14 protein-coding genes are annotated in these 14,285 nt (G+C 63.8%); 12 read left to right on the forward strand and 2 right to left on the reverse strand.

Annotated elements, in window-relative coordinates; all coding sequences use genetic code 11:
- Positions 1 to 201: 201 nt before the first annotated feature.
- The 9 genes from VFO25_11885 to VFO25_11925 all read left to right on the forward strand — a co-directional run bounded on the left by VFO25_11885 (position 202) and on the right by VFO25_11925 (position 7,823).
- Complete coding sequence (locus VFO25_11885; GenBank protein ID HET9343602.1) at positions 202 to 1,044, forward strand: energy transducer TonB; 843 nt, start codon at positions 202 to 204, stop codon at positions 1,042 to 1,044.
- 19 nt (positions 1,045 to 1,063) lie between these two features.
- Positions 1,064 to 1,390 (forward strand): hypothetical protein, encoded by a 327-nt coding sequence (locus tag VFO25_11890; protein HET9343603.1) that lies wholly within the window; start codon positions 1,064 to 1,066, stop codon positions 1,388 to 1,390.
- Between the two features lie 33 nt (positions 1,391 to 1,423).
- Positions 1,424 to 1,879 carry an Rrf2 family transcriptional regulator gene (locus VFO25_11895; GenBank protein ID HET9343604.1) on the forward strand — a complete coding sequence of 152 codons (456 nt, stop codon included), beginning with the start codon at positions 1,424 to 1,426 and terminating at the stop codon, positions 1,877 to 1,879.
- Between the two features lie 52 nt (positions 1,880 to 1,931).
- Entirely contained in the window at positions 1,932 to 3,218 is a 1,287-nt protein-coding gene (locus VFO25_11900) for an FAD-binding oxidoreductase (protein ID HET9343605.1), read from the forward strand.
- Between the two features lie 9 nt (positions 3,219 to 3,227).
- Positions 3,228 to 4,607, forward strand: coding sequence for an APC family permease (locus VFO25_11905; protein HET9343606.1), 1,380 nt, complete (start codon positions 3,228 to 3,230; stop codon positions 4,605 to 4,607).
- Between the two features lie 154 nt (positions 4,608 to 4,761).
- Positions 4,762 to 5,826: a hypothetical protein gene (locus VFO25_11910; protein ID HET9343607.1), complete on the forward strand. Its 1,065-nt coding sequence runs from the start codon at positions 4,762 to 4,764 to the stop codon at positions 5,824 to 5,826.
- A gap of 101 nt (positions 5,827 to 5,927) precedes the next feature.
- Positions 5,928 to 6,341 (forward strand): hypothetical protein, encoded by a 414-nt coding sequence (locus VFO25_11915; protein ID HET9343608.1) that lies wholly within the window; start codon positions 5,928 to 5,930, stop codon positions 6,339 to 6,341.
- Positions 6,342 to 6,685: 344 nt separating this feature from the next.
- A complete protein-coding gene (locus VFO25_11920) occupies positions 6,686 to 6,952 on the forward strand; it encodes a hypothetical protein (GenBank protein HET9343609.1) in 267 nt (88 codons plus the stop codon).
- A gap of 85 nt (positions 6,953 to 7,037) precedes the next feature.
- The gene (locus VFO25_11925; protein HET9343610.1) at positions 7,038 to 7,823 is read left to right on the forward strand and encodes an MEDS domain-containing protein; all 786 of its coding nucleotides are present in this window, start codon (positions 7,038 to 7,040) and stop codon (positions 7,821 to 7,823) included.
- A gap of 104 nt (positions 7,824 to 7,927) precedes the next feature.
- On the opposite strand, the gene VFO25_11930 is transcribed toward VFO25_11925, so the two are convergent.
- A complete protein-coding gene (locus tag VFO25_11930; protein ID HET9343611.1) occupies positions 7,928 to 9,862 on the reverse strand; it encodes a PAS domain-containing protein in 1,935 nt (644 codons plus the stop codon).
- Between the two features lie 119 nt (positions 9,863 to 9,981).
- Positions 9,982 to 10,461, reverse strand: a complete 480-nt coding sequence (locus VFO25_11935; GenBank protein HET9343612.1) for a DUF2721 domain-containing protein — start codon at positions 10,459 to 10,461, stop codon at positions 9,982 to 9,984.
- Between the two features lie 112 nt (positions 10,462 to 10,573).
- Here VFO25_11935 and VFO25_11940 point away from each other — a divergent pair, with 112 nt between their 5' ends.
- The 3 genes from VFO25_11940 to VFO25_11950 are packed head-to-tail and all read left to right on the forward strand — an operon-like array spanning position 10,574 to position 14,120.
- Positions 10,574 to 12,160 (forward strand): efflux RND transporter periplasmic adaptor subunit, encoded by a 1,587-nt coding sequence (locus tag VFO25_11940; GenBank protein HET9343613.1) that lies wholly within the window; start codon positions 10,574 to 10,576, stop codon positions 12,158 to 12,160.
- Positions 12,157 to 12,906: an ABC transporter ATP-binding protein gene (locus VFO25_11945; protein HET9343614.1), complete on the forward strand. Its 750-nt coding sequence runs from the start codon at positions 12,157 to 12,159 to the stop codon at positions 12,904 to 12,906. Before VFO25_11940 ends, VFO25_11945 begins: the two co-directional genes overlap by 4 nt.
- Positions 12,903 to 14,120, forward strand: a complete 1,218-nt coding sequence (locus VFO25_11950) for an ABC transporter permease (protein HET9343615.1) — start codon at positions 12,903 to 12,905, stop codon at positions 14,118 to 14,120. The genes VFO25_11945 and VFO25_11950 overlap by 4 nt, the downstream gene beginning before the upstream one ends.
- Positions 14,121 to 14,285 lie beyond the last annotated feature (165 nt).

The following is a 14,285-nucleotide window of genomic DNA, read 5'->3' on the forward strand; positions in this document are numbered from 1 at the left end:
CGATCATCTACAACTTCGCGAACTTCTACAACACCCAGCGACCGCACAAAGCGCTCAACGGGAAGGCACCCCTGCACAAGCTCGCGCAGGCTCGCAAAGTGTAGCGTAGCTGTGTAGACCCTACACTTTAGCTCGACCGCCACAACCGACGCTAGGACGCCACCACCAGTTGGCGAATTAACCTCGTGAGGTGGCGTCGTCATGAAACACTTCGCCTTTATCCTATTTGTTCTCACTGCATCGACTTTCGTCTCGGTTCGGGAAGCGCGTGCCGACTCGTGTCCATTGCGTCTCGCCTACGCTGGGCTCGTCGCTCTGGGAACACCGCATGGGACGGCGGAGTACGAACTTGATTTCGCACCCGGACAAGGATACGATACAGGACCGTTCACGGTAAAAGTCACCGCAACCATAAGCGACAGCAGCCGCGTGGATTTCGAGGTCGAGGCGGTGTCAACCAAGGTCTCCGGCACGGTCACTGGCGAGGGAGAGGAACGGGTTTATCCATTTGCCGCCGAGGTTCGGTCGTTCCGAATCGACAGCGCTCGAGATTGGAAGGGCCTTTCAACCTGTTCCGCTGACCCGGGATATGCAGTCGCCGACGACAGCAAGTCATCGGTTGTCTCGTTCGACGACGGTCCCGGCGCGGCGTGGCCGTTAAAGAGCGCAGGCCAAATTGAAATCGTCGATGCGGACTTCACCGGCCGCCAAGCCCCGGAGTATCCCAAGGCCGCTGCGGCAAACGGCCTTGAAGGCGTCGGCCTGTTCGAAGGCTATGCGTACTACAGAAATAAGGACTTCGATGATCTCGCAAACTCCGAGGGAGTCGGGGGGTCAGCGATCGTGCTCGTCGTGATCAACGCAGACGGTTCGGTGGCTACTGCGTCGATCTATCAGTCGTCAGGGAACGCCGTGCTTGATCAGGCTTCGCTCAAAGCGGCACGCGCGTCAACGTTCAAGCCGGCGCGCCTGTCAAAAGCGCTTGGCGGCGCCGCGATCACAAGTGCATACTTGATCGTCTATGCCTTCAACGCCACGATGTAAGACCGCTGCGAGAGTTGCGTTGAATATCCAAACGCCGAGCGACCTTCGCGCGATCCGAGCCCGTTCGGCAGTCGGCGAGGCAAAGTTCAGGTTGAAGTACCTGATCCACCTCGCGATATACGTCCTCTACAGCGTGCTGGCATATGTCCTCTCGAGAGCTCTTAACGTGCCCGAGTCGCGGGTTGTCGGCGCGCTGTTCGCGTTGCTGGTTTGCTTCGCAGGCATCGAAATGATAGAGGATGGAAGGCGAAAAGGGCGGCCCAAACTCGTCTTCTTGGGATCGCTTTTACTGTTCGCGCCCGCCATCGGGTTTGAGATAGCGCCGTTTTTTTCGCGCTGGCATTAGGGACCGAGCCGTCATAGGGCGAAGGCGAAGCCCATGCACGTGACAGCCCGGGCGGACTATGCATTGCGCGCGTGCGCGGAGATCGCGGCTGCGAACCCTGGACCGACGACGGCCGAGCGCATCTCGCAGCTGCAAAACATCCCTCTCAAGTTCATCGAGAACATCCTCGCGACGTTAAAGCACGCCGGCATCGTCCGTTCTCAGCGCGGTGTCGATGGGGGTTATTGGCTCGCGCGGCCAGCGGAAGAGATCACGCTGGCTGAGGTCATCCGCGCTGTCGAAGGACCGCTGGCCAACGTCCGCGGCGAGCGACCTGAAAGCACGCAGTACCGGGGACCTGCCAAATCATTGCGCGAGGTGTGGGTCGCGGTTCGTGCGAGCCTTCGCACGGTACTCGAAGATGTGACGCTCGCCGACCTCGTCAAAGGCAAGTTGCCGATCGCTGTCGGGCGTCTGACGCGCGACAAAGAAGCCTGGGTGGGGCACTAGATTGCACGACCGCGGCGCTCGAGCTGAAGCTCGACCGCTACATGCTAACCCGATGATCGAGCGCTCGTATTGGCTCGACGCGGTCGGCGATCTCACCACCGACGCAACATCAGAGATGCCGAAGACCGTCGACGTCGCAGTTATCGGCGCCGGCTTCACAGGTTTGTCGGCCGCTCGCGCGCTCGCCATGCGCGGCGCATCGGTCGCGGTCATCGAGGCGCATCACGCCGGCTGGGGCGCCAGTTCGCGCAACGGCGGCATGGTGCTCACCGGGCTGAAGCAGCCCGCCTCGGCGCTCGTCGGCAGATTCGGGATCGGGCGCGCGCGCCAACTCTTCGACGCGTCGCTCCGCTCGATCGATTGCGTCGAGCGGGTCGTGCGCGAAGAATCGATCGAGTGCGATTTCAACCGTTGCGGCCACGCCGAGGTCGCATGCAAGCCACGGCACTTCGACGCGATGCGCAAGGAGGCCGAACTGCTGTCGACGAGCTTCGGCCATCCGATGCAGGTCGTCGATCGCGGACATCTCGGCACACTGATCGCGTCCGATGCGTATCACGGCGCCGTCGTCGATGTCGCGAGTGCGAGGATCGATCCGGCTCGGTACGCCTTCGGTCTTGCGGCGGCAGCGAAGCGTCGCGGGGCAGGTATCGTTCAAGACGCTTCGGTGACGGCGATCCATAGAATACGAGGCGCAGGCTATACGATAGCGACCGAACGCGGTGAGCTTCGCGCGACTAAGGTGCTCGTCGCGACCGGCGCGTACACGGGAGCAGCCAGCGCGTCGATCGCGCGGCGCGTCATCGCCGTCGGCTCGTACGTCATCGCCACCGAGCAACTCGAACCGTCACGTGCATCTGCGCTCATCCCAAGCGGTCGGATGATTTTCGATTCGAACAACTTCCTCCACTATTATAGACTGACGCCCGATCGACGGCTACTGTTCGGCGGACGAGCGGCGTTCTGCCCAGCCGACGAGCGCACGGTTCGCGACAGCGCCGAGATACTGCGCAAAGGCATGACAGGCGTTTTCCCGCAGCTGCGCGACGCGCGCATCGACTATGCATGGGGAGGTTCGATCGACTTCGCGTTCGACATGTTGCCGCACGCGGGCGTCCACGAAGGGCTCTATTACGCGCTCGGTTACGCCGGTCACGGCGTTGCGATGGCGACATACCTCGGCGAGCGCATCGCCGTCGCGATGGCGGGCGGTGGCAAGGCGGAAGAAGCGCTCGATACGGGTCCGCTTCCGGCACCCCCGCCCGGAATAACGGGCAGCGCGCCGTGGTTCTTGCCGATCGCGGGCGCTTGGTATCGCCTGCTCGACTGGGCGAGCTGAGGACCTCGCGTGGATCTACGGCACAACACGCTCTCGAAGCTCGACGCGATCCTCATCGCCGTCGCGGGGACCGCACCGGCGAATTCGCTCGCGGTGAGCACGGGAGCGCTCGTCGTCGCGGTCGGCGTGTTCGGACCCGGTGCGATCCTATTCGGCGCGCTTTCGATGTTCGGCATCGCGATCGCGTACTTCTATCTCAACGTGTGGCGTTCGGACGCCGGCGCCGCATACGCGTGGGTGGGCCGAAGCCTCAATCCGTATCTCGGATTTTTCGCCGGCTGGGCGCCGCTTGTCGCAAACCTCATCTATATGGTAGCCGGTTCGCTGCCGGCGGCGGAAGCGACGCTCGATCTCGTCGATCCGAGCATCGCGCAGAACCCGCTCGCCGTCACCGCGGTCGGCGCAGCATGGTTCGTCCTCATCGCGGTCATCGTTCTCGCCGGCATCCATACGACCGCCGAGTTCCAGAAGATCGTCACGGCGATCGAGATCCTCGGGATACTCTTGCTTGCGGTCGTCGGGCTCGTCGAAGGTATCCGCACGGGCCATCTGTTCTCCATCCAGTGGTTCTCGCCGTTCCCCGGTTCGCTCCGCGCGTTCATGGCCGGCGCGCTCGTCTCGCTGTTCTACTTCTGGGGCTGGGATACGAGTCTCAACCTCACCGAAGAGACCGTCGACCGCAACCGGACGCCGGGCATCGGCGCGATAGGCGGCATGGTCATCATCCTGACGCTCTTCATCGTCACGCAGGTCGCGATCCAAATGACGCTCACCCCGGAGCAGATCATGGCGGCGAACGCCAACGTGCTCGTCGTCTTCGCCGATGCGATCCTTCCGCGGCCGTGGGGCGATATCGCGATCATCGTCGTCATCGTGAGCACGGTCGGATCGCTCGAAGCGTCGCTCCTCGTCGCGAGCCGCACGATGCTCTCGATGGGCCGCGACCGCGTGCTCTCACCGAGATTCGCCGAACTGCACCCGCGCTTCCAGACGCCGTGGTTCGGCAGCATCCTCTTCGCCGTGCTCACCCTCGCGCTGTTCGTCGCCGCCGCATTCATCAACCGGCTGAGCGACACGCTGAACGAATCGGTGAACGCGATCGGGGTGCTCATCGCCGTCTACTTCGGACTCGGCGGCTTCTCGTCGGCGTGGTATCACCGGCGCCTCTACGCGACCGACAAGCGCGCTCTTTGGTTGCGCGGCATATGGCCGGCTGCCGCCGGAGCCTTCTTGCTCGTCGTCGCGGTAGAACAAGTGCTCAATGCGGGGGTGCTCGGCTCGTCCGTGACGATCGGGTTGCTCGTCGTCGGCGCCATCCCGCTCGTCATCTATAGGTTGACGCAGAGAAGCGCATTCTACACCGAGCCGATGGAAGTGCATCCCGGCTAATCCTCTCACGCTGTTTTCAGAACGCTGGTGTAGGTTTGCGCCAGAAGGGGCGCTGAGCGTCGCTTGCTCGGCGAATTTAATGATGCGATCTCGAACGTCGTTTTCAGGTTTTTGCTCCGCCCTTGGCCTCGCACTCGCGGTTTTCTCACTCGCAATGCCCGCTAATGCTTCGACAGTCACCGTCCACCCGAAGTTCGGCGGTCAGATCCTCGGCTACGACGTCGATCAACACGGGACCGAAGGCGTGCTCAGCGAGTACGTCGACGAGTCGGGAGGTACCGTGCTCGCGGCGACGGAGACATTCGATCAGTCGACCGGCGCGATCATCAAGGTGCTGAAGAAGACACAGAATCAGGATGATTTCTCCACGCAAGGGCTCTTCGGTCGATCGGTCGGGCTCGTGCTATTCCAGCACGACCACGTCAACAGTTTTCTCACCGCGAACCCGCTGAGCCTGAACACCTTCAACGGCACGTGGACGCCGCCGATCCGGCAAGGCTTTCAGTTGGGCTCGATGAGCTCGAGCCAAGGATCCCGGATTGCGGCCGCATCCGAGTTGTCGCTGTTCGCGGATAGTGCGTTCGTCTTCGCGACGAACGTCTCGCGGAACACATTTGGGAGACTCGTCTCGCTCGCTCCCATCCTCAACGGCGACGAGTTCCTCATCTCGCCGACGCTTGCGTTCGACAGCCAGACCGACAGTGCGATCCTCGCCGATTCGCAAGGCTGCCCAGAGGCGGTCTGCACGACGGACGTCGCGATCGTCAACCTGTCGACGGGCGCGATCGAGGAGTTCAACGACAATCTCGGCATCGGCACGGTCGACGGCTTGGCGGTCGATCCGTCGACCGGTATCGCCGTGACGACGACGCTCATCGATCAAGGCGTCGAGTTCTACGACCTCGCGCACCAGACGGGCTTCGAAGTGACGATTCCCAACGCAGGCAACGCGCTACAGGCGGGGCTCGACGTCGAATTCGATGCGCTGCACAAAGTGTTCCTGACGGAGCAATACAGCTCGACCGGCAACCCGAATAATCCGCAGGCTCGCGTGTACGTCTACGACGAGCGGGGGAACGTGCTCGAGACGATTCCCATCCAGCGCATCGGAACGAGCCCGGGCCGGATCGCGATCAACCCGAAGACGCGCACCGGGTTCCTCGATGAGATCGTCGAGCCGCAGCACGAGTTCCTCGAGCTTCAATCGTTCAGTTATTAACGCGAAATATAAAGCCTATAGACATAGTAGGGAATTATGCGCGATACTTAGAAGCCCCGTCCAAGGGCCAGGATGCCCGCAACGACGGAGGATGGCTGCGTATGATCTCGGAACTAAACAGCAAGATGTCCGCACCGGTCCGAGGCAAATCGCCGGCGACCATGAGCGAAGCGACCCGTGCATGTCTGTATGCGGTCGTCGACCGCTTTAACACCGACGAGCCGTTTTGGGGCGCCTTCATCCCCGTAGCCGACCTCACCGAGATCGGTGACGACTATTTCAGCGCGGCGTTTCACAGCCGCGACTTGCGGCTCACCGTTCGCGGATCGCTCGTCCGCGGGATCGGCGAAACCGCATCGATCGTGCCGAGCCTCGTCGTCGGCGCGACGCACATCGGCGAAGAGCCCAAGCCGCTTCACTGGCATCACGTGGATTGCGCCGTCGGCGATGACGGCAAGTTCGTGACTTCGAACTTCCGCTCGGCCATCGAATCCGCCATCGCCGACCTTACGTAACCGACATCCCGAAAGTCGCCTGGGAGCGGTCGAGATTTATCTCGACCGCCGCGGCCGTTCCAAAGAGGAATGGAGCGGTCGACCTTTACGGTCGACCGCTCCAACGTGTGAGGTTCGTGCTCCATATGGTGTTAGGGCGCTCACAGTGACCAGAGACTGTGCGCCAGGAAGATGCGTTGACTGTAACGGTAGGGGTAATATGCCAGCACCGGGGGTCGTAACGCATCTTGATCAGCACTCGACATATCGTCGCCGCAGCCGTCGCTCTAGCAGCGCTAGCGTGCGCGCGGGTTCCCGCTTTCGGCGCCCCGACTCAACCAATCGCCGGCGAACCGACCGTTGCTGTGGTCAATCAGCGCCTCGCGACGTTGGTAGCGACCGAGCAGGCGCCATCTCGCCAGCCCGGAGCCCGCGTGAGCAACCCAGGCGCTCGATTTGCGGCCGTCACTCAAGCCAAGCCGTTTCACCTCGCGCCGCTCCTCCTCGAGCTGGCGGGGCGCTACAACCGTGCTGAGCGCCTGCTTCACTTCCAGAGCAACGGTTTCGACGCCAACTTCTGGGGCGCGATCGGCGTCGGCCGCGTTCGCCTCCGCTATTCCGTGAAATTCTAACGCCTTCGCCGTCTTTCGCCCGGTAGATATGGCGCGGGTTGGGTATTACGTATAAGGACCCGACACCGAACCCGCGGAGACACCCGTGTCAACATCGGACGCTCTGCTCGGCTCGGCGAGACCAGGCACACACTTACTGCAATTCTACTCCGCCGATCCGGGTCAACTCGCGCGCAACGTCGCAAAGTATTTCGCCGACGGCTTCGAGCTTGGCTATACCGCGGTGCTCCTCGCCACGCGAGAGCACCGCGAGGCTATTCTGGACGGGTTGAAAAGCGCGTATTGGTCTCCCGACGCGCTGCAGCGAGAGGGTCTACTCCACGTCTTCGATGCCGAGCGGACGCTCGCGAGTATCTTGGTCGACGATTGGCCGGATCCGGAACGTTTCGAGACGATCGTCGCTGGTGCGGTTCGCAACGCCGCCGCGCGGATCGTCGGCGCCGGCGTCCGCGCGTTCGGCGAACTCGTCGGCGTGCTGTGGAACCGGGGACAGTTTCCGGCGGCGATCCGGCTGGAGCAGATGTGGAACAACTTCCAGACGCGCGAACAGTTCAGTCTATACTGCGCGTATCCGGTCGACCCGTTCGGATGCGACTTCGAGTCCGGCATCATCGATCCGCTGCTTTGCGCGCACACGGACGTCGTGACGAACGACGAATCCTCGCGCCTGCACACGGCTATCGATAGCGCGATGCGCGAATTGCTCGACTGCGCTCAGCGGCGACGCATGGCGGGATCGCCAGGACGAAAATCGTGGGCGAGCTTGCCGCCCGCGGAATCCGCGATCTTGTGGCTGCGAACGAACGCGCCAGATCGCGCGAACGACGTCATCGCGAGAGCACGGCAATATTACGAAGCGGGTTCGCTGTAGTTGCAAGACCGCGGCGGTCGAGATAAATCTCGACCGCTCCCAATTCTAGCGAGAAGCCGCGGCGGTCGAGATAAATCTCGACCGCTCCCTTTTTAGAGCGCCCGCTAGAGCTTTCTCGCGATAGGGAGGACGGCGCGGACTTCGGTACCATAGCCCGGGGTCGGCCGGATCGTCGCGCCTTCCGACAGCTCCGTGATGAGATAGATGCCGCGCCCGCCTTCGGATAGGAGATCCTCCGGAAGCGTCGCGGCCATCGGGCGCATACCCGGCCCCGTATCGCGGATCGTCACGACCGGTTTTTCACCCATCCAATCGACGTCGACTTCGACGAGCCCAGGCGCGTGCTCGACCGTATTGGCGAGGATCTCGCCGAGTATGAGCTCGCCCATGAAGACCTGCTCCGGATCGAGCGCTAGGCGGCGCAAGTAGGCCATGATCTCGTGTCGCGAGGCGTGCGCGGTGAACGCGTCGCTCGAGTGAAAGCGCCACATCCGCTTGAGACCCGAGGCATCCGCAGACGTCGCGTCGTGGTCGACGTGCGAGAACTGGATGAGCATGAGCGCCGCATCGTCGAGCGGCGGGCGCCCCCGAAAGATGAGGTCCTTCACAGCCAACGCGGGCCGCCCGATCGAGGTGTTCCCGACGACGAGCGCGACCGCTTCGGCAAGCCGTTCTTCGATGCCGAGCACGTCGTGCGAGAATTCGACGAGACCATCGGTATAGAGCGCGACGACCGAATCGGGAGTCACCGGCACGACGTGATTGACGACGGCGATCGGGTCGCCGATGCCGAGCGGCAGCTCGCCCGTGGGCAGATGCTCAGCTGGTCTGTTCCCGTCGTACGCGATCATCGGCGGCGGGTGCCCGGCTGACGCGTATGTCAGGCTCCTGCGCGTCTGATCGACGAAGCCGACGAGCGCCGTCACGAGCGTATCAGGATCTTGGCGGCGCAAGATGCGATCAGTCTCTTCCAATATCTTCGCCGGATCGTCCATTCGCTGCGCGAGGGTGAAGATCGCTTGCCGCAGCCGCCCGACGACGACCGAAGCCGACAGCCCATGGCCCGCGACATCGCCGATCGAAAAGCACAATCGGCCGTCGGGCAGCTCGAACGCGTCGAACCAGTCGCCGCCGACGAGCGCGTCGCGCTCGGCCGGCAGATAGACGGCATCCAGACGCATGCCGTTCGGCTTCGGCAGTTCTTTCGGCAAGAAGACGTCTTGCAGCGTCTCCGCGATGCGCTTCGTCCGCTCGAGCGCTTTCTTCTGAGCGTCGATGTCGATATTGCTGCCGTACCAGCGCACGATCGTGCCGTTCGCATCGCGCAGCGGTTCGGCGCGGGTCAAGAACCAATGGAAGAGCCCGTCGTGGCGGCGCAGACGGAACTCCATCTCGAACGAATCGCCGGTCGCGATGGAATGCGGCCAGCGCCGCATGACTTCGAGGAAGTCGTCGGGATGATGTGCGGCTTGCCAACCCCAACCCGACGCCTCATCGGGCGTCTGCCCGGTGTACTCGTACCAGCGCCGGTTGTACCAGTCGATCCAGCCCTCCGAATCAGCCGTCCAGCAGATGACGGGGATAGCCTCGGCCAAAACGCGGAAACGTCGCTCGGAGTCGATGAGCAACGCTTCACGCTCGCGCAACGCCTCGCCGGCGCGCTTGAGCGCATCGATGTCGATCGCCGTGCCATACCAGCGCACGACCTTGCCGTCGGAACCGAACATCGGTGCCGCGCTCACGTGCAGCCAGACGAATTGGCCGTCGGGGCGGCGCACGCGCGCCTCGAGCGTCATCTCCGTGCTCGTCTTCAGCGCGCGCATGAGGATCGCGACGGTCCTGGCGAGATCGTCGGGGTGCACGATCTTGCGCCAGGCAAGATCAAGGACGGCGTCTTCAGCGAAGCCGCTGAACTCGAGCCAGCGGCGATTGACGAACTCGACCGTTCCGTCGGCACGCGCGGTGAAGATCATGCCGGGCATCGTGTCGGCGGCGGCTCTCCACGCTTCGAAGCCTTCGTCGCTGATGACGGTGGTCAAGCCCGGTTTTCCATTTCTCGACTTCGCACGATAGCGATATACGAGCGGCCGCCCGAACATGTTCGCGTTCGGCGGCGGTACGTCATTAAGCGTTTCGTTTTAGGGGAGGGGCGAGGCCTTCACGTCTTCGGTGCGCCGAGAACGTCGAGCTCCCGCCCGAGCATTCCCGAAGCGAGATTCGTCTCGATGACCAGAGCAAGCGTGCCAAGCAAGAGCAGCAGCACGCCCATGACCGTCAGCACGACCGCAAGCCACGGCACGACCGATTGCATGACGTTGTCGAGCGCGATCGTCAGACTCGTGACGATGAAGAAACCGATCGCGCCGTAGTACGCCGACAACGCGCGCGCGACGTAGACCGAACGCTTTCGATACATGCGCAAGATGTCGGTCAGCTCAGCGCTCGCGCTGCCGCTCATCGCTCGACCATGCGAGGCGAGATGATCGCCGAGCGCGCGAGCGCGATCGACGATGCGTCCGAGGCGCGTCAACGTCGATGCGACGAGATTCCCGCTCGCGAGGATCAGGATCGCCGGCGTTATCATCGCCGAGATGATCGCGAGCGACGATTGCGGCGTGTGTGCGGTGAACGGGTTCATCGTGCGCGTCGTTCCAATGACGGCGGGGCGGTGCCTTTTACGGCCCATTTTCACAGGTGTCTCATCGGCGCCTAAAGCATCTGTAAGGTTGCGGAGGTAACCTGTGAGCGATATGATTACCCGAACTCCGTCCGACCCTGAGGTGACCCTCGCAGACGATACGCCCGTCGACGACCAGCCACGGCGTCCCGCACGAGGCGGCTCCCGTCGTCGCTGGTGGATCTTGCCGCTCCTCGCCATCATCCTTATCGTAGCGATCTGGCTCATCGTGCGGCTCGTCAACGGCGGCACGAAAGCGCCGCGCTACGTCACCGCACCGGTCGGTTATCAGAACATCAGCGCGACGGTCGAAGAGACGGGCACGGTCAACCCCGTCAACGAGGTCGACGTCGGCACGCAAGTCTCGGGCACGATCGCCACGCTCGGTGTCGACTTCAACTCGATCGTGCACAAAGGCCAAGTGCTCGCGACGCTCGATCCGACGCCGCTCGAAGCCGCGTCCCTCCAGGCGCATGAGAATTCGGCCGCATCGCAATCGAGTGCCGCCGCCGCACAATCGACCGCAGCGCAAGCCGCCGCGGCGATCCAAAGCGCGCAGGCGAACGTCGCCAAAGCCGCCGCGGCGCTGAAACTCGCACAAGCGACGCTCGCGCGCGATCGCCAACTGCTCGCGCGAGGCTACATCTCGCAGAGCCAGATGGACACGGACACGGCGACCGAAAGCGCCGACGAAGCCGACCTCAACGCCGCACAGGCGTCCATCGCGACCGCATCCTACCAGCACAACGCGAACCTCGCGCAAGCGCAAGCGGCTCAAGCACAATCGGATGCAAGCCAAGGTCAGGTCCAACAGGCAGATTACAATCTCGCGCGCGCGGTCATCACGAGTCCGATCGACGGCATCGTCGTCGCCCGCGACGTGAGCGTCGGCCAGACGGTCGCCGCGTCGTTCCAGACGCCGACGCTGTTCGTCATCGCGTCGAGTCTGCGCGACATGCAGATCGACACGTCGGTGAGCGAAGCGGATGTCGGACAGTTGCGCACCGGCGCGACCGCGCGCATCACGGTGCCGGCATATCCGAACACGGCGTTCAACGGCACCGTCACGCAAGTGCGCGTCAACCCGACGACGGTGCAAAACGTCGTCACGTACGATGCGATTGTCGCCGTTCACGACGACTCCGCGCGGCTCAAGCCCGGAATGACGGCCGATGTCATCATCGCCGTTCAGACGAAGAACCACGTGCTCGCGATACCCGCGGCCGCGCTCTTGTTCCGGCCTCCTAGTCAGAGCGGTCGTGGCGGGGCCGGCGGTCAGAGTGGCGGCGGTGCTCAAGGCGGCTCCCAAACTCAAGGCGGGCAGTCGGGCGGGCAAAGCGGTCAAGGCCAGGCGGGCGGCGGCCAATCCGGAGGCGGTGCAGGTGCCGGCGGCGGCGCGCAAGGTCAAGGTCAAAACGGCGGCGGTTCCGGCGGCGGTGGTGCCGTCGCGGGAGCGCCTGGATCGCACGCGTCGATCTTCGTTCTCCGCGGCGGACAACCGGTGCGCGTCCGCGTGACGCTCGGCGTCAACGACGGCCGCTTCTACGAGATCCGCAGCGGCGAACTTCAGGCGGGCGATCGCGTCATCGTCGGGCTGCTCCAGACCGACCAATACACGAACTCGAATCCGATGGCCGGAGGCGTAGGCTTCGGCCGATGACCGATCCCACGAAGCCGACCAACAACGCGCCGCGCGCCGTCATCGACACGCGCAAGCTGCGAAAGGTCTATCGCGTCGGCGCCGAGGACGTCGTCGCGCTCGACGGCGTCAGCATCCGCGTCCGAACCGGCGAGTCGGTCGCGGTGATGGGGCCGAGCGGTTCGGGCAAATCGACGTTCATGAACCTCATCGGCTGCCTCGATCAGCCGACGAGCGGTTCGTACCTCCTCGAGGGTCAAGACGTCTCGCGCCTCCACGGCGACAAGCTCGCGGAAGTCCGCAGCCGCAAGATCGGCTTCGTGTTCCAGGGCTTCAACTTGCTGTCGCGCAGCTCGGCGGCCGAAAACGTCGAGCTGCCGCTCACGTATGCCGGCGTGCCGCACGAAGAGCGCCGCGAGCGGGCGGCGAGCGCGTTGACGGCGGTCGGCCTTGGACATCGCTTGAACCACTTGCCGTCGGAGCTGTCCGGCGGACAACAGCAGCGCGTCGCGATCGCTCGCGCGCTCGTCAACGACCCCGCGGTCATACTTGCTGACGAGCCGACCGGCAATCTCGACAGTCACAGCAGCGAAGAGATCATGCGGCTGTTCCTTCGGCTCAACACCGAGCGCGGCATGACGATCGTCATCGTCACGCACGAACTCGACATCGCGAATTGGACGGCGCGCATCGTCACCTTCCTCGACGGCAAGGTCGTCGACGATCGTCCGAGCGCGCAAGTCGCCGCGGCGAGGGGACGCGCATGAACGCGGGCGGCCTCCTTCGCGTCGCGTGGCAGTCGCTCGTGCGCAATCCGTTCAGATCGCTGCTCACGATCCTCGGCATCATCATCGGCGTCGGGGCCGTCATCACGTCGATGGCGATCGGCGCGGGCGCGCAAGCCGCGGTGCAGGCGCAGCTCGCGCGCCTCGGCAGCAATCTCATCGTCGTCATCCCGGGAAGCATTATCACCGGCGGCGTGCAGCTCGGCGCGGGCGCGCGACAATCGCTCAAGATCGCTGACGCGCAAGCGATCCAACAAGACGTTCCCGACGTCGCATACGTCGCGCCGCAATCAGGGACCAACGCGCAGGCTGTCGCCGGCGGCAACAACTGGGCGACATCGATCACGGGCACGACGCCAGACTGGCTGCAAGTCGAGAGCTACACGATGGCGTCGGGCCGGTTCATCACGCAAGCCGACGAGACGAGCGGAGCGAAGACCGCAGTGCTCGGGGCGACCGTCGCGCAGAACTTGTTTCCGTCGATCGATCCGGTCGGGAAGACCGTCATCGTGAAGAACGTGCCGTTCTTGATCGTCGGCGTGCTCGCGGCCAAGGGGCAAAGCGGATTCGGCCGCGACCAGGACGACCAGATCGTCGTGCCGCTCAGCGCGATGCAGCTCCGCCTCAACGGTCAGAACTGGCTCGGCGTCATCCTTATATCAGCCGACTCGCCGGACGCGGTCGACAGCGTCGTCAGCTCGACCGAAGCGCTGCTCCGTCTGCGCCACGGCCTGACGCCACGCCAGCCCGACGACTTCTCGGTGCGCAACATCGCGAACGTCCAGCAAGCGGCGAGCGCGACGTCGCAGGTGCAATCGCGATTGCTCGCCGGCATCGCCGCGGTGTCACTCATCGTCGGCGGCATCGGCATCATGAACATCATGCTCGTGTCGGTGACCGAGCGGACGCGCGAGATCGGCATCCGGATGGCGGTCGGTGCGCGCGAACGCGACATCCTGCTCCAATTCCTCGTCGAGGCGGTGCTGCTGTCATGCGTCGGAGGTGCGATCGGCGTTGCCGTCGGCATCGGGGCGGCGTACGCCACGGCGCAGGGCGCGGGATGGACCGTGCTCATCGTGCCCGCGTCCGTGTTCCTCTCGTTCGGCTTTGCGGCGGCCGTCGGCATCGTGTTCGGATTCTATCCGGCGCGCCGCGCCTCGCAGCTCAACCCGATCGAAGCGCTCCGCCACGAATAAATCGGCGCTTTAATCGCGGGTGGGATGGAGCGGTCGACCTTTACTGTACTCCCTACAGACCTGGGGTACTCTTTTCGGCCAACCTCTGGAAGGGCGTCCGTCCACCGATCGCGGTGTGCGGACGCTCGGTGTTGTAGTAGTTGACGTAGTTGGTGAGCGCATCGG

It is taken from the genome of Candidatus Eremiobacteraceae bacterium, from assembly GCA_035710745.1.
Lineage (GTDB): Bacteria > Vulcanimicrobiota > Vulcanimicrobiia > Eremiobacterales > Eremiobacteraceae > JANWLL01.